General features: G+C 38.0%; 19 protein-coding genes. All 19 read right to left on the minus strand.

Features of this window, described 5'->3' with window-relative positions:
* Positions 1–95 precede the first annotated feature (95 nt).
* Positions 96–677 carry a stage II sporulation protein R gene (locus C9J35_RS05105; RefSeq protein ID WP_107923669.1) on the minus strand — a complete coding sequence of 194 codons (582 nt, stop codon included), beginning with the start codon at positions 675–677 and terminating at the stop codon, positions 96–98.
* A gap of 44 nt (positions 678–721) precedes the next feature.
* A complete protein-coding gene (prmC, locus tag C9J35_RS05110; protein WP_107923670.1) occupies positions 722–1,579 on the minus strand; it encodes a peptide chain release factor N(5)-glutamine methyltransferase in 858 nt (285 codons plus the stop codon).
* The gene (prfA, locus tag C9J35_RS05115) at positions 1,569–2,645 is read right to left on the minus strand and encodes a peptide chain release factor 1 (RefSeq protein ID WP_054767372.1); all 1,077 of its coding nucleotides are present in this window, start codon (positions 2,643–2,645) and stop codon (positions 1,569–1,571) included. Before prfA ends, prmC begins: the two co-directional genes overlap by 11 nt.
* 447 nt (positions 2,646–3,092) lie before the next feature.
* Positions 3,093–3,665 (minus strand): thymidine kinase, encoded by a 573-nt coding sequence (locus tag C9J35_RS05120; RefSeq protein ID WP_107923671.1) that lies wholly within the window; start codon positions 3,663–3,665, stop codon positions 3,093–3,095.
* 295 nt (positions 3,666–3,960) lie between these two features.
* Positions 3,961–4,164 (minus strand): 50S ribosomal protein L31, encoded by a 204-nt coding sequence (rpmE, locus tag C9J35_RS05125; protein ID WP_010857976.1) that lies wholly within the window; start codon positions 4,162–4,164, stop codon positions 3,961–3,963.
* Between the two features lie 183 nt (positions 4,165–4,347).
* On the minus strand, positions 4,348–5,397 hold the full coding sequence (locus C9J35_RS05130; protein WP_107923672.1) for an NAD(P)/FAD-dependent oxidoreductase: 1,050 nt from the start codon (positions 5,395–5,397) through the stop codon (positions 4,348–4,350).
* A 57-nt stretch (positions 5,398–5,454) separates the two neighbouring features.
* Positions 5,455–5,850: a TroA family protein gene (locus C9J35_RS24055; RefSeq protein ID WP_235616199.1), complete on the minus strand. Its 396-nt coding sequence runs from the start codon at positions 5,848–5,850 to the stop codon at positions 5,455–5,457.
* A complete protein-coding gene (locus C9J35_RS24060) occupies positions 5,792–6,076 on the minus strand; it encodes an ABC transporter substrate-binding protein (protein WP_235616200.1) in 285 nt (94 codons plus the stop codon). The genes C9J35_RS24055 and C9J35_RS24060 overlap by 59 nt, the downstream gene beginning before the upstream one ends.
* A gap of 57 nt (positions 6,077–6,133) precedes the next feature.
* Complete coding sequence (locus C9J35_RS24065; RefSeq protein WP_235616201.1) at positions 6,134–6,409, minus strand: ABC transporter substrate-binding protein; 276 nt, start codon at positions 6,407–6,409, stop codon at positions 6,134–6,136.
* A 67-nt stretch (positions 6,410–6,476) separates the two neighbouring features.
* Complete coding sequence (locus C9J35_RS05140) at positions 6,477–7,514, minus strand: FecCD family ABC transporter permease (protein WP_107923673.1); 1,038 nt, start codon at positions 7,512–7,514, stop codon at positions 6,477–6,479.
* A complete protein-coding gene (locus C9J35_RS05145) occupies positions 7,511–8,566 on the minus strand; it encodes a FecCD family ABC transporter permease (protein WP_054767367.1) in 1,056 nt (351 codons plus the stop codon). Before C9J35_RS05145 ends, C9J35_RS05140 begins: the two co-directional genes overlap by 4 nt.
* A 174-nt stretch (positions 8,567–8,740) precedes the next feature.
* Positions 8,741–9,535: an ABC transporter ATP-binding protein gene (locus tag C9J35_RS05150; protein ID WP_054767366.1), complete on the minus strand. Its 795-nt coding sequence runs from the start codon at positions 9,533–9,535 to the stop codon at positions 8,741–8,743.
* Between the two features lie 99 nt (positions 9,536–9,634).
* Positions 9,635–11,359, minus strand: a complete 1,725-nt coding sequence (locus C9J35_RS05155; RefSeq protein ID WP_107923674.1) for an ABC transporter ATP-binding protein — start codon at positions 11,357–11,359, stop codon at positions 9,635–9,637.
* 293 nt (positions 11,360–11,652) lie between these two features.
* Entirely contained in the window at positions 11,653–13,548 is a 1,896-nt protein-coding gene (locus tag C9J35_RS05160) for an AraC family transcriptional regulator (protein ID WP_107923675.1), read from the minus strand.
* A gap of 126 nt (positions 13,549–13,674) precedes the next feature.
* Positions 13,675–14,958 carry a transcription termination factor Rho gene (rho, locus tag C9J35_RS05165; RefSeq protein ID WP_107923676.1) on the minus strand — a complete coding sequence of 428 codons (1,284 nt, stop codon included), beginning with the start codon at positions 14,956–14,958 and terminating at the stop codon, positions 13,675–13,677.
* A 328-nt stretch (positions 14,959–15,286) separates the two neighbouring features.
* A complete protein-coding gene (glpX, locus tag C9J35_RS05170) occupies positions 15,287–16,243 on the minus strand; it encodes a class II fructose-bisphosphatase (RefSeq protein WP_107923677.1) in 957 nt (318 codons plus the stop codon).
* A 95-nt stretch (positions 16,244–16,338) separates the two neighbouring features.
* Positions 16,339–17,625: a UDP-N-acetylglucosamine 1-carboxyvinyltransferase gene (gene murA / locus C9J35_RS05175; protein WP_107923678.1), complete on the minus strand. Its 1,287-nt coding sequence runs from the start codon at positions 17,623–17,625 to the stop codon at positions 16,339–16,341.
* 60 nt (positions 17,626–17,685) lie between these two features.
* Positions 17,686–18,336 (minus strand): fructose-6-phosphate aldolase, encoded by a 651-nt coding sequence (fsa, locus tag C9J35_RS05180; protein WP_107923679.1) that lies wholly within the window; start codon positions 18,334–18,336, stop codon positions 17,686–17,688.
* 152 nt (positions 18,337–18,488) lie between these two features.
* Positions 18,489–19,343, minus strand: a complete 855-nt coding sequence (locus C9J35_RS05185; protein ID WP_054767364.1) for a class II fructose-bisphosphate aldolase — start codon at positions 19,341–19,343, stop codon at positions 18,489–18,491.
* Positions 19,344–19,418: the final 75 nt, after the last annotated feature.

Raw genomic sequence — 19,418 nt, forward strand, 5'->3', positions numbered from 1 at the left:
ACCTTCTTTCAATTGTTTGTTTTTACTGAATTTATCCACATTTTGTTTATAACTTACTAAAAATTGTGTATAAGTTATCTGAATTTGTGCACAATTTATTCGAATAAACCTTTAATCCATTCCCAAATAAAGAACGTAGTCTGTTCCTGTTCTTCTTCCACTACTTCCTCTTTTTCGGGTTCACAAATGGATGGAAATATGCTACACCACCAGTTATCACCGCGTGCATCACCTATTTTCACGACGATAGAATGGTACATTTTTTGTGGATAAAACATAGCATCTTGTCTCTTTGGTGGGAATAAGTTATCCCCAAGTACAACCTCTGTACGCACTTGTGGATAATTTTCTTTTATTTCTTCTTCAATTTGCTGTTTTAATGTTACAAATTGTTCGCTATCCACAGTATTAGTAGCAACTACTTGATTAAAATAAGGTTTTAAATCTTTCACAAGTTGCTCTTTTGCTAATTGATCGCTAGCCGTATTACTATTCGCAATCACTCTTATACGAAAATCGTTTTCTTGCTCACTGTTCGTAGTTTCCTGTGCAGCACCTATTAATGTTGGAATATATAAAGCACATAATTCTAAAACTATCGCCATTAATACTAGTCTCACAAAAGCTAGTAAAATATTTTGTTTAGGTAATCTAATAATCTTGTATTCGTTTAACATAAAAATCCCTCCTTGCTCAACATTGTTGTCAAGAAGGAGATTCTTTATACATGAATTTCACAAAAAATCATTCTAGGTTTTCCATTAATATCTTTTTCCACAGTCACAGTAGCCTGTGGAAAACTATCCTTAAAAAACTTTGCCACCTGATCCCCCTGTGTATAACCAATTTCAAGACCAATTAGCGATGGTTTGTTCATAAGTGCCGGTAATTGTTCAGCTAATTTACGATACAATATCAACCCATCTTCTTCAGCAAAGAGTGCGCTGTGCGGTTCATGCTCTAAAACTATCGTTGACATTTCCTGCGCTTCATCAAATGCTATATACGGAGGATTCGATAGTACAATATCAAATTTCTCTTCTGCAAGTGGCATCGTTAAATCCCCAAGTCGAAAATCTACATCCGCCGCTAACATTTGGGCATTCTTTTTTGCTGTTGCTAGTGCTTCCTCCGATAAATCTGTTGCTACTACTACTACTTCAGGACATTCTAGCTTCATAGAAATAGCTATAGCACCACTACCAGTACCGATATCTGCTAATTTCAACGATTTATCATGAAATAATTTATTAATACGATTTACAGTCCCGAGTACTAACTCCTCAGTTTCCGGTCTAGGAATAAGCACCGATTCATCCACTAAAAAGGTACGACCATAAAATTCCTCGCTACCGACACAATATTGAACAGGACGTCCGTTAGCATGCTCCTCAATTAGCGCTACAAATTGTTTACTTTGCTCCACACTTAACGTATCCTGCAAGTGAAGCATGACACCTGCATACGTAGAGCCTAAAATATGTTGCATCACAATTCGTGCAGCTGTTTCTTCACGCCCATTATCCACTAAAAAAGAAGAAGCCCAATCAAGGGCCTCCATCACATTTTTATAGATCATCGTTTAATCGCTCAAGCTTCGATGCCTGCTCTTCTAAAATAAGTGCATCAATGATTTCGTCCAGTCTACCCTCGACGATTTGATCAAGCTTTTGAATCGTTAAACCAATGCGGTGGTCTGTCACGCGGTTTTGTGGATAATTGTATGTGCGTATACGCTCGGAGCGGTCACCCGAACCAACTGCTGATTTACGTGTTGCATCGACTTCTTTTTGTGCTTCTTGCAAATACATATCAGCTACACGGGCGCGAAGAATTTTCATTGCCTTTTCACGGTTTTTAATTTGAGAGCGTTCATCCTGCATCGAAACGACAACACCTGTTGGTAAATGTGTCATACGAACAGCTGACATCGTTGTATTTACTGATTGACCACCAGCACCAGAAGATGCAAATGTATCAACACGGATATCTTTTTCATGAATTTCAACATCTACTTCCTCTACCTCAGGTAAGCACGCAACTGTCGCTGTTGATGTATGAATACGGCCTTGTGATTCTGTCGCTGGCACACGTTGTACACGGTGTGCACCATTTTCAAATTTGAATTTTGAATAAGCACCTTGCCCATTAATCATAAAAATAACTTCTTTATAGCCGCCCATTGGGTTTGGCGTCGCTTCCATAATATCGATTTTCCAGCCCTGTGCTTCAGCATAACGAGAATACATACGGTATAAATCCCCCGCAAAAATATTCGCCTCGTCACCACCAGCTGCACCACGAATCTCCATAATAACGTTTTTATTATCATTCGGATCTTTCGGAATCAATAATACACGTAAGCGTTCTTCTAATTCCTCTTGCTGTTCTTTTAATGAATTGAACTCTTCTTTTACCATCTCGTGCATGTCAGGATCTTTTTCACTATCTAACATTTCACGCGCATCTGATAATTGCGCTTTTACTTCTTTATATTCACGATAAGCATCTACTGTTTCCTGAATATCAGACTGTTCTTTCGAATATTCACGTAATTTTTTACTGTCATTCACGATATCAGGGTCACTTAAAAGTTCATTCAGCCTTTCATAGCGATCCTCTACAGCTTGCAGTCGATCAAACATAGATTTCACCTCTATTTAGTTTTTTAGCTTTAATCAGCAGTAGTCACCGATACTGGTGACATAAATACAAAATTTCAACCTTTATTCAGCGAACGGCGAACGCCTACCGAATGAAGGGAACTTAGACAAAATGGACCACATCTTGTGGCATTATCGAAATGACTAACATTGTGTCAGCTCTTAATATGAAGCTAAGCTCTGTTATCATTCAGACGACAAATACCACTGTAATTGAAGTATCATAATTTTCATTCATTCCATTACTAAGTATAAGGAAAATTTCACATGTATGCTACTTTTTCTTATATGGTTAAAGCTTTACTTTCTTTAAAGCCGCCACAATCGATAACTACGAAGTTAGGCTCACATTTGTCGCTACACTTTTTGTATTGCACTTGTTGCTGTAGCGATGCGCCGAACTGGATGATTGGCATTTTCGCGCTTTCTTTATAGTGAGGGATGCGCGTGGCATTTGCGACATACAGGAAAGTAGGAATCATTCCCTCCAATTTGAATTTGGTCACCTGTGTAGACAGGATGCCCATTTTCATCAACCCGTAAATTCATAGTCGCTTTTTTATGACAGAACCAACAAATCGTTTTCATCTCTTCGATTTTATCTGCATATGTAAGCATATACTGACTGCCTTCAAACAGCTCATTTTGAAAATCATTTTTCAAACCAAAGCCCATCACTGGAATATCCAGCTCATCCACAATATTCGCTAATTGTAGCACATGCGCTTTTTTTAAAAATTGTACTTCGTCGACAAGTACACAGTATGGTTTCACTACATTGTTTTTCACAAGTTCATAAATATTTGTATCATCATAGACAGGGATGGCTTGTTGTCGTAGTCCCACTCGACTTGAGACATATCCTACCTCATCTCGCGTATCGAGCCCTGATGTAAATATCATCACTGGCTTTTGTTGTTCCTCATAGTTATGCGCAACTTTCAGTATCTCAATTGATTTACCACTATTCATCGCGCCATGCTTAAAGTATAACTGTGCCATTTTGTTTTCTCCCTTTCCTCTATCGATCATGGGTTCTCACTTTAATTCCCATGGGGTTAGCGGCTTTGCTAAAAATTAATCTGTTCTTAGTAAAATGCCACGTCCTTCGGCATAAAAAAACGTCATCGTGTTGGCTCTTATGCCGTTATGCAGCTTAAACACTATTAAAATCCGGATGCCAGATATTGTTGTGTGTAAGCGAAGCGTCAGCAATGGAACAAAATGACCTGATACATTCACTATATACTGAAAAAAATACCTGCCAAGCACATGCTTGGCAGGTATTAAACTAACATTAGTTTTTAAGACCGTATTTTTTGTTGAAACGATCCACGCGACCATCAGCAGACGCGAATTTTTGACGGCCAGTGTAGAATGGGTGACAGTCGTTGCAGAACTCGACAACGATGTTTTCTTTCACTGAACCAGTTTTGAAAGTGTTACCACAAGAGCAAGTTACTGTTGCTTCTTTGTAGTCTGGATGAATTCCTTGTTTCATATTCGTTTTCTCCTCTCGCCCTGAACCATCTGGAACAGAGTATTATCGAACTGTACCTTACATAGCCCGAATATGTCGGCTACATATGTACACGTTACATACTTTAGAAGTATAACATAAATAATTTATTTTTATCAAGAAAGAAAATTGCTATAAATATTGTTTTAAATTTCAATCTAATACTTACCCGCGAACTTCGCGATAATCATGATCTTCTAAACCTATTTTTTTATTACGTTCCTTAAAACGAATGTTATGCGACGAAACATACGCAACTTTCGGTGCATCCGGCTCTAGATAAAGTTTTGCACTATTTAATGCTAATACGCCGTCAGTAAAAGCCCCAGCTATTAACCTTACTTTACTAGGATGATCTATAAAATCACCCGCTCCAAAAAGACCTTCAATATTTGTTTCACGCTTTTCATTTACAATGGCAACTCCGTCTTGTATGTTTATGCCCCATTTTTCTAGTGCTCCATAATCACATTTTAATCCATGATTAACGACTACTGCATCTACTTTAATACGCTCCGTTACGCCTGTTTCTTTATGCTGGATAGAGACATATTTGATTAGGTCTTCATCACCATGTAACTGGACCACTTCATAGGGTGTTCTAACATCTACTGTGGATTCACGCATTCTTAAGACATTTTTTTCATGCCCACCAAACTCATCGCGGCGATGGACAATTGTTACACTTGCTGCAATTCGCTCTAACTCATTTGCCCAATCAACGGCTGAATTACCACCACCAGAAATTAGCACATGTTTGTTACGGAAGACCTCTAACTCTTGCACCGTATAATGTAAATTCGTTACTTCAAAACGATCCGCACCTTCAACCTCTAATTTTTGCATAGCTAGAACACCATAACCAACTGCTAGAATCACTGTCTTTGAATAATGTTTCTCGCCAGTTGACGACGTCAAAATAAATGTACCATCCGCTTGCTTTTCTAAGTTTTCAACCTTTTGGTTTAACACAATCGTAGGGTCAAATGTTTTAGCTTGTTGCACCAATTGCTCGATTAGTTGTTCACCTAATATAGGTGTTACACCACCCACATCCCAAATCATTTTTTCAGGATAAATTAACATTCGACCACCTAGTTGCGAGCTGTATTCTATCACTTTTGTTTTCAAATCACGCATGCCACTATAAAAAGCAGTATAAAGTCCAGCTGGACCTCCACCGACAATTGTTACATCATACAGTTCTTCCGACATACTAAATACCTCATTTCATTTCTTATTTAATAGGAGATTTTGTACTTACCGCGTATCTTATTTTTCACTAGTTTTCTTATCAATCAACATAGTTGTCACTTCTTCTACTTGTGCAAGAACAGCAATCGGATCATATGGCCAAAATCTTTCCGGATTTAAATAGAAGACATTGTTATTTTTTACTGCATCTAGCGATAACCATAAAGCATCTTCTTTGTTTAACTCAGCACCCTTCGATTCATCTAGGAAAATATAGTCTCCCGCATATTCGGGTAACACTTCATAAGACACTTGTTTATATGTTTCACCAGCATCAATTAATTCCTTTTGAATACGCTCTGGTGCTTGCAATTGCAATTTTTTATAAATTGCTTGCCCACCACGATAAATACCGTCACCGTATAAAAAAATCCTTGCCAAATGCGCCAAAGATAGAAACTGTTTCGTTTTCATCCATAACAGTTGCTAATCTTTCTGTATGCTCATTTACTTTTTCTTCAAACATTTTTAACCAAGCTTCTCCTTCAGCTTGTTTTCCAAAAATCTCAGCAAGCCCTACCACTTCTTCTTCAACTGAACGATATGTTTCGTATGGAATCACAATCGTTGGAGCAATTTTCGAAAATTTTTCGTAATCTTCTGGTTCACCAGATGCTGTTAGTATTAAATCTGGTTGCAACGCTAAAATTGCTTCAACACTATTTTCTCCTGTGTTGGCAATGCCCTCTATTTGATTTTAAATATGGACATTTTCTAAATCTCGTTGTGTTGCACCAACTGGCTTAACTCCTAATAATAATGATGTTGGTAAATATGCATCTACAACTAGACGTTCAACTTTAGTAGGGATTTCAATTTCTCCGTTAATTGTTGGTACCTTTTTTGTTGTAGCTGTGTTTTCTTCCTCTTTCGCATTGCTATCCTTAATAGCGTCATCTTTGCTACTACAACCTACAAGCAAAAGGGCAAGTATTAGTGAAAAACCTGTAAAAAATTTTTTGAAATTTTTCATTTTAAATCTCTCCTAATAATGATAATAATATTCATTCTCAATGAGTGTCTTTAAAAAATATAATACTTTATTCCTTTACGCGCGCTAGCAAGTATAAGAAATATGGCGCTCCTAAGACAGCAACTACAATACCTGCTGGAATTTCAGAAGGCTCTAAAATGGAACGGCCAATTGTATCAGCCAATAAGACAAGTAAACCCCCTACTAATGCTGATGCTGGCAATAAAAATTGATGTTTTGCTCCAACTAGCTGACGTGCTAAATGAGGTGCAATTAATCCAACAAAGCCAATACCCCCACTGACTGAAACACTTGCTCCAGCTAAACCAACTGATGCCGCTAATAGCCAACGTCTTTCCTTTTCAATGGAAGCACCTAAACCAACTGCAGTTAAATCACCTAAATTCAAAATATTTAACACCCGTGATTTAGCATAAACGAATGGGAATAATATCAATAACCACGGTAGCAAAGATAAAACGAATTTCCAATTCGAACCCCAAATACTCCCTGCTAACCATGTGGCAACAAATTGATAATTTTCAGGTGACAAACGAAGCGTCAGCACAATCATTGCTGAACTTATACCTGCCGCTACCGCAATTCCTGTTAATAGTAGACGCATTGGTGTAATACCTTCATGACGTTTATAGGAAAGTGTATATATGACAATGGCTGTCAATCCAGCACCTACAAAAGCTAACACAGGAAGTAAGTAAACTGGAGCTGCCGTTGTTGCTGGAAAGAATGAAATAAACAGCATTACCGCTAGACCAGCACCTGCATTTATTCCTAAAATACCTGGATCCGCTAAAGCATTTTTTGAAATCCCCTGTAAAATAGCACCTGAGGTAGCTAAACCCATACCAACCAATACAGCGATAATAATACGTGGCAGTCTAAACTCATATAAGATTAACTGCTGTTGAGCATCGCCAAAACCAAATAGAGTACGTATAACTTCCATTGGTGTCAGTTTAATCACACCTGTATTCATACTAATGACAAACGTAATAACAATGAACACTACTAATATACTTAGAATGAAGAAATTTTTCTTTCTAGCCTTTTGTTGACTGGCTGTTAGAAAGCTATTATTATTCATAGTTCTTTTCCTCCTTTACGCGCTAAGTATAAGAAGAATGGAACACCGATAAAGGCAATAATTGCTCCAATTGGTACTTCGTAAGGAGGATTTATGGTACGTGCAAAAAGATCTGCTAACACAACAAGCAAAGCTCCATACACTAACGAACAAGAAATAATCCAACGGTAATCATGACCTACTATGTATCTCGTTATATGTGGAATAATTAATCCAACAAAGCCAACCGCTCCTACTACAGATACAGCTGCTCCTGCTAATATTAGAACCACAATCATACCCCAAACTTTTATAACGCCTGTACGCTGTCCTAGCCCAATTGCAATTTCCTCTCCTAAGCTCAGAAGTGTAATCGAACGTGATAATATAAGTGCCCCTATCATAGCGACAAGTATCCATGGAGACAATATCTGAAGGTGATACCATTTCGTTCCGGACACACCACCTGCATACCAAAAAGCTAAATCTTGTCCAATACGATAATAGAGTGCAATCCCTTCTCCCAATGCTCCTAAAAGTGCACTAACAGCTGCCCCCGCCAGTACTAAGCGCATTGGTGTTAAACCACCTTTTGCTATTGAACCTATGCCATACACGATTACGACCCCTAACCCTGCTCCTACAAATGACCATAAAATTAAAAACATATAGGGTAACCCAGGGAAAAAGGCGAAGCAAACTGCAAGCATAAATGCTGCACCTGAGTTTAATCCCAACAAACCAGAGTCTGCTAATGGGTTGCGTGTCATTCCTTGCATAATAGCGCCTGCCACTGCAAAGCACCCACCTACCAATGCTGCTCCAAGTACACGTGGTAATCGAATATCACGTATAATTTGATGCGCCGTTAAATCTGGTGAAAAATGAAAAACGGCTGTCCAAACAGTGCCTAATGAAATATCTGCCGCTCCAAATGAAATAGACAAACCAATAGCAAATATTAATGTAATAAGACCTACAATTAGTGCCACAACAGCACGTACTGGATGAGAACGTCTTTGTAGCTCTTCTAATTTCCCGAGCCCTTCTACTGCTTCTGCTGACGTAGTCATGCTTTTCCTCCTTAATATCTATCCGTTTAAAACTTTATTTCCTATTTAATAAGCAAAATCCACAGCATTCCTTTGTTCCACATCAGGATCAACAAGGTGTAGCGTACTTAGCTTGTGTTACTGCTTATTCTTCGGCAAAGAAAGGACTCATCAATGATGAAAACTTTCCGTTCACTACTCAGCATTTTCATATAATTGGTAAGATAAACAAATTGGATTATTACTATACGGACAAAGAGCCATCGTCGCATCAATATTAAATACTTTTTGTAAATTTTCTTTTGTCATGACTTCATCCGGGTTGCCATTTACGACAAGTTGTCCATCTCTCATCGCAATCATAAATTGAGAAAAACGGGAAGCATGATTTAAATCGTGCAATACCATAACAATTGTGCGTCCTTCTTCTTTATTTAACTTTTGCAATAATAGAAGAATATCTAACTGATGCGCTAAATCCAAATAGGTAGTTGGTTCATCTAGTATAAGAATATCTGTCCCTTGAGCTAACGCCATTGCAATCCAAACTCGTTGACGTTGCCCTCCTGATAATGCTTCTATTGGACGATCACTAAATTCTCTTAGCCCTGTGACATCAATCGCCCAATGAATATATTCATAATCCTCCTTACGCAACGTGCCAAAACCTGTTTGATGTGGAAATCGACCGTAAGATACTAATTCAAAAACTGTCAAACCGCCCGGAGCGGTTGCTGTTTGTGGTAGAATCGCCATCCTCTTTGCAACCTCTTTTGTCTTCAATTGATGAATCGCTTTTCCATCCAAATATACAGCGCCATCTTGTGTTCTAAGGACACGTGCCACAGCCTTTAATAACGTAGATTTTCCACAGCCATTTGGACCAATAATTGTAGAGATTTGCCCTTTTGGAATCGCTACACTTAAATCATCTACAATCAATGTAGATGAGTAACCTATAGCAACATGTTCTATTTCAAGGACTGTCATATGAAACTCCCTTTCTCTTTTTAAATTAAATTAAGTGTAGAAATGACAAGCATTCCGATCATTTCCACACTATGCTGGAACATACTCTATTTGTAGAATTTAAATTTGCAAACCAAATTGCGCTGTATAAAGACCGTAATAAGCATTTTGTATATTCATTAGTTCATCATGTGTGCCTTCCTCAATAATGCCCTTCTTAGACACAACAACGATGCGATCTGCATCCTTGATTGTTGCTAAACGGTGCGCAATAACTAATGTCGTACGTCCAACTGATAGTTCATTTAATGCTTGTTGAATCGCCTTCTCCGTTTCTGTATCTAAGGCAGATGTTGCCTCATCCAAAATCAATATTTTTGGATTTTTCAGGAAGATACGTGCAATGGACAGTCGTTGCTTTTGACCTCCCGATAGCTTGACTCCACGTTCACCGATTAAGGTATCCATGCCCTCCGGCAGGGCATTAATGACCTCCTCTAACTGGGCACGCCTTGCTGCATGCCAAATATCCTCTTCACTAGCTTCTAAATCACCGTAAGCAATATTTTCTCTAACCGTCCCATCAAACAAGAACACATCTTGCTGTACAATCCCGATATGAGCACGAAGAGATTGTAGCTTGAAATCTCGTATATCGATTCCATCAATCTTAATTGCCCCTTCACTTACCTCGTAAAAACGAGGCAACAAGCTACAAATGGTTGATTTACCTGCTCCTGATGGCCCAACAAGTGCAACCGTTTCACCCGGACGAACCTTAAGATTAATATTATTTAAAGTGCGTTCCTTATCTGTATAGCCAAAAGATACATTATTAAATGTAATGTCTCCTTCAATAACCTTAATATTCTTCGCTTCTGGGCAATCTGCAATTTCTGGTGCTGTTTCAAGGAAATCAATATAACGTTTAAAACCAGCCATCCCTTTTGGATAAGTTTCTATAAACATATTAATTTTGTTAATAGGACCTAAAAGAATGCCTGATAATAAGATGAACGCAATAAACTCACCATTTGTTAACTGCCCCTGCAAAACAAAGTATGCCCCTACAAAAAGTGTGAATAATGATAAAACCTTTGTTAAAATACCTGAAATTGCCACATTCCACGCCATCACTTTATAAGAAAATAGTTTGGTTGCTCTGAAGCGATTATTATTAACCTTAAAGCGTTTAATCTCATGTTCTTCATTTGTAAATGCTTGTACAACACGGATACCGCTTACATTGTTTTCAACTCGTGCGTTAAAATCAGCGATATCTCCAAACATTTGACGGAATGCTTTAGACATGAGCTTGCCAAAAAATATTGTAAGTAACAGAATGATTGGCACTAGAATGAAAATAAGTAGTGTGAAGGTGGGATCAATGTAAAACATCACGCCGAAAGAGCCAATAATCGTCATAGCAGCAATAAACATATCCTCTGGACCGTGATGGGCAAGCTCGCCAATATCCATTAAATCATTTGTCAGTCGTGAAACAAGGTGGCCCGTTTTGTTATTATCAAAATATCGAAAAGAGAGTTTTTGTACATGACTGAACGACTCTTTGCGCATATCTGTTTCAATATTTATCCCTAACATATGTCCCCAATAGGAAACAATAAAATCTAAAATCGAATTGAATATGTATAACAAGAGCAATAGCAAACTCGCCATTACAATCCACTTTAATTCCCCATCAGGAAGAATATCATCAATCACCTTGTTTAATACCAATGGAAAAGCTAGCTCGATGAGGGCTGCTACTATAGCACAGGAAAAATCTAGTATAAATAACCCCTTATATGGCCTGTAATAAGAAAAAAAACGTTGTAATAACATTGATGAGACCTCCTAATTTATAAATACTTATATAACTGGTTATTGTATTCTTTCGAACAAACTCAATTAATTGATAATGATTATCATTATTGATTAAATATACACTAAATCTTACTAGTATTGCAATATATGAATAACAGCCATGAAGATTACTATTTAAAAGTCTAATAAATGAGCTACCCGACTATAAATCAGATAGCTCATCTCACGAAATATTTGGTTATTGCTTTGATTTCGCTTTTCCTACGAGTAAGTCAGAATGCTTGTCTAATTAACGGTTGGGCGCGTTACCACTATTTATTTTTTTGAGACTCTGTAAATTCTACTATTTTATTAGCCATATCTTCAGCTTGGTGTAATCCTGATAACGGATCCGAAGCAAAATAATACTCTGGTGATAAATCAATTATGTTATTATTTTTTACAACATCTAAATTTGTCCATGTTGATGGAAATTCTCCACCCTTATTAAAGAAATTTATGAGAAATACATAATCCCCAACGTAGTCGCCTACCACTTCATAGGAGACATCATAGCGTCCGCCACCAAATTCTTTCGTATCAAAAAGCTCTTGCACCTTTTCTTGTGGCTTCATGTTAAGTATTTGGTATAATGCTCGCCCACCTGACACACTATTATTGCCAACGATTGTTGCATTTTTTTCAAATAGATCAAAAATAGTAAAGGTTGCGCCTTCTGGTATTGCAGCATTTATTTTGCTTTGTGCTTTAGTTATACGATTATCAAAATCTTTTACAAATGCCTCTGCCTCTGCTTGTCTGCCAAGAAATTCACCCATTGCCTTGATTTCACCAGTTGCTGAATTATGCGCTGATTCAGAAAACACGATGGTTGGTGCTATCTTTTCATATTTTTCTGCATCATCTTTATTCCATGTAATAATTAAATCTGGTTTTAATTCTAAAATTTTCTCCAAAGAAGTATTACCGTCTGTTCCAATATTATTAATTTCTTTATCTTTATAATATGGTTTTAAAAATGCAGCATACTCTAAATTAGCTGTAACAGCTCCTACTGGCACTATATCTAAAGCTAGAATCTGACCAAGATACCAATCTGTCACTATCCGTTCTGCCTTCACTGGTATTTCAACCTCTCGACCACTATCATCAGTTACTGTTCGAACTGTAGATTCTTCAGTTTTAAGAGTTACGTCATTGTTATTAGTTTGAGCTGAATCTTCTCCACATGCTGCAAGTAATACCAATAGACTTAACAAAAAAGGCATCCCTACGTATTTCATCATGTAATTATTTTCCCTACTTTCAAAACGTATTGCTTGCGCGGGCTGATTCTCATTGTATTGAAAACGATTCTCATTTGTAATAGCATAATCGGACAAATCGGATGTATATTTCCGCCTAAAAAAACTTGGCGCCATATTTGTTTCCTTTTTAAAGGCTCTACTAAAATAATATTCATCTTCATAGCCTAGTGATATTGCTATCTCTCTGATGCCATAATGATTTGACAATAGATAGTGTTTCGCATGTTCAATTCGTAATTGTTGCAAATAAATTTGTGGACCAATACCAAAACGTTGCTTGAAGGTGCGTAAAAGATGGCGTGTACTAATTTTGAGCGCATCTGCAAGTGTCTGTATAGAAATAGGCTCATGAATATGTTGTTCTAAATAGAGGCGTGCTGCCTCTACTTTATCTATTTCATGGGACTTGCCCAGTCCCTCATTCAGCTCTTGAAAAATACGATAGATCAGTTCATAAAAAGAGGCCTTTACTGATAGATGCTCCTGGATAGAGCTAGTTTTCCATTTATCGTACATGTCTTGCAGTAATAGATGAATACCTAGAGCATTAGCTGGTATACAGGTGAAATTCGTTTGAAATGGTTGATATTGCATGTATAAATGCTGTAAAAAGGCATCTGCGTACATAACATCCCCTTTATAGTGAATCAAGTAATAGCTAATAGTATCCTTTCCATTTATATGTAGTGTTTGAAACTTGCCTATATGAAAAATACTAAAGCTTTGTACTTGATAAGGTTGATCTCCGATTAAAACTTCTGCCTCGCCCGCTGTGATGACAAGTAATGTGCTGTGATTTACTCTTGTATCTATTTGTATGTCTGCTTTATTTACATAATCAAACTGCTTCAACTTGATATATGTATTCTCCCAAAGCAACATAAACGCCTCATAATTCATATCTTTCTCCTTTTGAAATAGAATAGTTCATCTCAATTATATTGATAACGATTATCAATTTCAATTAGGATTCTCAGACAAAAAAAATCACCATTAACTAAACTCGTCAATGGTGATCTTTTATTGTTATAGTAAACCCTTACCTTTTGTAGCTTTCTTCATATCCTCATTTAACTTTTCAAAAAATTCTTCGTTTGATTTTGTTGTGCGTAACTTTTTTAAGAAACGCTCTGCAAAATCTGGGGCATCTGAAAATGTTTTACGAATTGCCCACAGTTTTTCAAGTTGTTCTGGTTCAAGAAGTAGTTCTTCTTTACGAGTACCAGAACGACGGATATCAAGCGCTGGGAAAATACGACGCTCTGCTAATTGACGATCTAGGTGAAGTTCTAGATTCCCTGTACCCTTAAATTCTTCATAAATGACTTCATCCATTCGTGAGCCAGTATCGACTAATGCCGTAGCTAGAATAGTTAAGCTACCACCTTCTTCAATATTACGGGCAGACCCGAAGAAACGTTTAGGTCTATGGAAAGCAGCAGGGTCAATACCACCTGATAGTGTACGACCACTTGGTGGAATAACAAGGTTATAAGCACGTGCTAAACGAGTAATAGAATCCATTAAAATAATTACGTCACGTTTATGCTCAACTAAACGGCGTGCACGCTCTAAAACTATTTCTGCAACCTTTACGTGATTTTCTGGTACCTCATCGAAAGTAGAACTAACTACATCTGCATTCACAGAACGTTCAATATCTGTAACTTCCTCAGGACGTTCATCAATAAGTAATACAATTAACTCTGCCTCTGGATAATTCGTTGTAATTGCATTGGCAATTTCTTTTAATAACGAGGTTTTCCCTGCTTTTGGAGGCGCAACGATTAAACCACGCTGACCAAAACCTACTGGTGCCACTAAATCCATAATACGAGTCGATAAACTTTGATGCGTTGTTTCAAGCTTGATTTGTCGATCAGGATATAACGGTGTCAATGCTGGGAAATGCACGCGTTCTTTCGCTACTTCTGGATCTTCGCCATTTACAGCATCCACTTGTAGCAGACCATAGTAGCGTTCGTTCTCTTTTGGTGGACGTACCTTACCAGATACCTTGTCCCCATTACGTAGGTCAAAGCGTCGAATCTGAGAAGCAGAAATATAAATATCCTCTTTACTTGGAGAGTAGTTAATTGGGCGAAGGAAGCCAAAGCCCTCTTGCGATACAATTTCAAGTACTCCTTCCATAAAGAAATAACCCTCTTGTTCTGAACGCGTTTTCAAAATAGCAAAAATCAGTTCTTTTTTTGTTAGCTTGCTATAATATGAAATTTTATATTGGCGTGCGAGGGCGTAAAGCTCTTTTAACGTCATGTTTTCTAATTGAGCGATTGTCAATGCAGACATATGCACAACTCCAGTCTTTTTCAAAATATATTGCTTTGTGGGGTTATCAATGAAGTTTTTTTACGAAAGGCTCTGTGTGACAAAGGTTGGTATCCGTACCTGTAATTTGCTCTGTTTCTCGGAGTAGTGGCTAAGCCGCTCTTCTGCTCCGTGCAAGATGTTAGCTTCACTGCTAATGCCTTAGGAGTAGAACTACAGTTACTCTCCAACCAACCATACAAAACATTGAAGTATAACTTTGCCTTATAAATCTATGGGATGGTTTAAATGAAGAAGAAGGTACCTAGCACAAAAAGATGCGCTAGGTATATTTTAGAAGAAATTATTATTAATAGCTAGGTTTTTTCTCAAGAGCGTGACGACCTTCTACAAAACGAACAGTACCAGATTTTGCTCGCATAACAACTGAGTGTGTTAATGCATAAGCACCTTTGTACTGAACTCCTTTTAATAACTCGCAATCTGTGACAGCTGTTGCTGCAAAAATCGCATCGTCACCTTTTACTAGGTCATCTAAATAAAGAACTTTATCAACATCTACGCCCATTTTTTTGCAACGCTCTAGCTGTTCCTCATCTTCTGGCACTAGTTTCGCTTGGAAGTCTCCGCCAAGGCATTTTAATGCAACCGCAGAAATAACACCTTCTGGTGCGCCACCCATTCCGAACATAATGTCAATGCCAGTTTCATCGAAAGCGGTGTTAATGGCTGCTCCGACATCACCATCTTGAATAAATTTAATTCGAGCTCCAGCTTCACGAATTTCATCTACAATTGCTTGATGGCGTGGACGATCTAATAGAGTAGCTACCACGTCAGAAATATCTTTATTTTTTGCTTTTGCTACTTGTAACAAGTTATAAGTAACAGATGCATTAATATCAACTTTTCCTGCCGCTTCTGGTCCTACTGCAATTTTCTCCATGTACATATCAGGTGCATTTAATAGATTACCTTTATCGGCAATTGCAAGTACTGTCATTGCACCATTCGTACCTTTAGCTACAATATTCGTACCTTCTAACGGGTCAACTGCAATATCTACTTGAGGACCACCATTACGAAGGCCAAGCTCTTCTCCAATATAAAGCATTGGCGCTTCGTCCATTTCACCTTCACCAATTACTACTGTAGCATGCATTGGAATTGTATCGAACATTGAGCGCATTGCTGTCGTTGCTGCATCATCTGCCTCAATTTTCAAACCGCGACCCATCCATTTCCCGGATGCGATTGCTGCTGCCTCTGTTACTCGTACTACTTCCATCGATAAACTACGTTCCATTGTTGTTTTTCCTCCCGTTATCGGCATAATTCATTTGCCGAAACATTCAAATTACCTCTATTGTAACATAATTGGCTCAAAACTTTTACCACACATTATTCCTTTAGCTCTGCTACACCTACCATTATTGTCTCACGTCGAATATCTGCGCCTAAATCACGTAATTTTTCAATAAGTGAGCTATAGCCTCGTTCAATGTGATAGATATCGTGAATTTCAGTTTCACCTTCTGCTAATAATCCAGCTAATACTAAAGCTGCACCAGCACGAAGGTCTGTCGCTGTCACATTTGAGCCGTGTAATTTATTGGGGCCGGAAATAATTGCTGTATTTCCTTCGACACGTGCATTTGCATTCATACGGCGAAGTTCATCTATATGTTTAAAACGGGCAGTATATATTGTGTCCGTTACCTTTGAAGAACCGAGTGCCTGTGACATCAACACAGAAAGTGGTTGCTGAATATCTGTCGGGAAGCCAGGATACACTAACGTCTTGACATCAACTGCTTGCAATGTAGTAAGGTCGGTTTTCGGGACATAAATACTTTCCTCACCTATTTCAATTTTCACACCCATTTCACGAAGCTTTGCTGTAATTGCCTCTAAATGTAACGGAATCACATTATCAATTGTAATACCATCGCCAACAGCCGCGGCCATAATCATAAAGGTTGCCGCTTCAATACGGTCAGGAATAATTGTATGCTCTGTACCATGAAGCTCCTCAACACCATCAATACGAATAACACTCGTACCTGCGCCTTTAATATTGGCCCCCATGTTTGTAAGAAGTGTAGCAACATCAATGATTTCAGGCTCTTTCGCCGCATTTTCAATAACTGTACGCCCTTTTGCACGTACAGCGGCTAACATAATATTAATGGTTGCTCCAACGCTGGCAACGTCTAAATAAATTTTTGCGCCAATCAATTCATCTGCTCGTAAATAGATCGCTCCATGCTCATTCGTAATTTTAGCTCCGAGTGCCTCAAAACCTTTAATATGCTGATCAATTGGTCGTGGGCCAAGGAAACAGCCTCCAGGTAATCCAATAACAGCCTTTTTAAAACGACCAAGCATTGCTCCCATCAAATAATAGGAAGCACGAAGCTTTTTCACGTTACCATTCGGCAAAGGAAGGGCAATCATCTCAGACGGGTCAATAACCATTTTACCGTCTTCAAAAGTCACTTCTCCCCCTATTTCTTCTAATAACGCCTTCAATGTCCAAGCATCCGAAATTTCTGGTATCCCACCAATAGTCACTGGAGAGTTCGCCAAAATTGATGCTGGAATTAAGGCGACCGCACTATTTTTTGCACCACTAACTTTAATTGTACCTTTTAGACGATTCTCGCCTGTAATTTTGTATACATCCATTTTGCGTTCTCCCTCATGATTGGAAAGTAATTTTTGCGTTTGGCTCACTTTATAATCTTATTATTCGCCTTTTCTCTTATTCCAATCCGCTAAAAATCCTTCAATTCCTTTTTCCGTTAATGGATGATGGAAAAGTTGCTTTAATACTTTATATGGAGTTGTTGAAATATGCGCACCTGCAAGTGCTGCAGCCGTTACGTGTTGCGGATGACGAATCGAAGCTGCGATAATTTGCGTATCGATATTATGAATTGTAAAAATGTCTGCAATAGTTTCAATAAGCTCAACACCATTTTGTCCAATATCATCTAAACGACCAATAAATGGTGATACATATGTAGCACCTGCACGAGCGGCCATTAACGCTTGGTTTGCACTAAAGATTAAAGTTACGTTAGTTTTGATACCTTTGGTTGCAAAGAAACGACATGCTTCTAAGCCAGCTGGTGTCATAGGTAATTTAACTGTGATATTTGGCGCAATCGCAGCCAACTCAAGACCTTCTTTAATCATGCCTTCAGCATCTAGTGCAATAACTTCTCCACTTACTGACCCATCTACAAGCTCTGCAATCTCACGCAGACGATCGTGAAATGACACATTTTCTTCTTTAGCAACCAATGAAGGGTTTGTCGTAACACCCGATAAAATACCCCATGCATGTGCTTCTTTAATCTCGTCAAAGTTAGCTGTATCAATAAAAAATTTCATATTATTTCCTCCCAAACCCTATTTTCTTAAATTATTAAATAAATGTTAAAAAGTTGTTATTTCAAAAACAAGAGAAGGTCGACTACAAGCATCAACACTTCTCTTATTATGTGTATTCATCTATGATTTTGTATCATAATTAGATGCAAAAATTATGCTTTTTGTGAACTGCCGAACTCGCGAATTTTACCTATAACAGTTGCTTTAATCGCCTCACGTGCTGGTGCTAAGAATTTACGAGGATCATACACAACTTTATCATTATCAAGGACCTCGCGGATAACTTTTGTAGCAGCGATTTGATTTTCAGTATTGACATTAATTTTTGCTGTACCTAATGAAATCGAGCGTTGAATATCTTTTGTTGGGATACCTGTACCACCATGCAATACTAACGGAAGATCCGCTAAATTTGAGATTTCTTCCATTTCTTTAAAGCCTAGGTTAGGTTCACCTTTGTAAGGACCATGTACAGAACCAAGAGCTGGTGCTAAGCAGTCGATATCAGTTAATTCAACCATTTTACGGCATTCTTCTGGATCAGCATACATAATACCACCGATTACGCCGTCTTCGTCTCCACCAACTGTTCCAAGTTCAGCTTCCACAGATACACCTTTGGCATGAGCGTATTCAACCACTTTTGAAGTAATTTCAATGTTTTCTTCAAATGAGTGATGTGATGCATCAATCATAACAGATGTGAAACCTGCATCAATCGCTTCCTTACATTTATCAAAACTTGAACCGTGGTCAAGATGGATAGCTACAGGAACAGTAATACCATAAGATTCCATTAAGCCTTTTACCATGTGAACTACGGCGATAAAACCGCCCATATATTTACCAGCTCCCTCAGATACGCCTAGGATTACTGGTGATTTCTCTTCTTCTGCTGCTTGTAAAATTGCTTGCGTCCATTCAAGGTTGTTGATGTTGAATTGACCAACTGCATATCCTTCTGCCTTCGCCTTAACTAACATCTCTTTCATAGATACTAATGCCATACTAAAAATCCTCCTTTTAGGACTATTCTTTATACATAAATATGCTATTCAATCATAGCAAAAATAGCGAACGCT

Source organism: Lysinibacillus parviboronicapiens (assembly GCF_003049575.1).
In the GTDB taxonomy this organism is placed as follows: domain Bacteria; phylum Bacillota; class Bacilli; order Bacillales_A; family Planococcaceae; genus Lysinibacillus; species Lysinibacillus parviboronicapiens.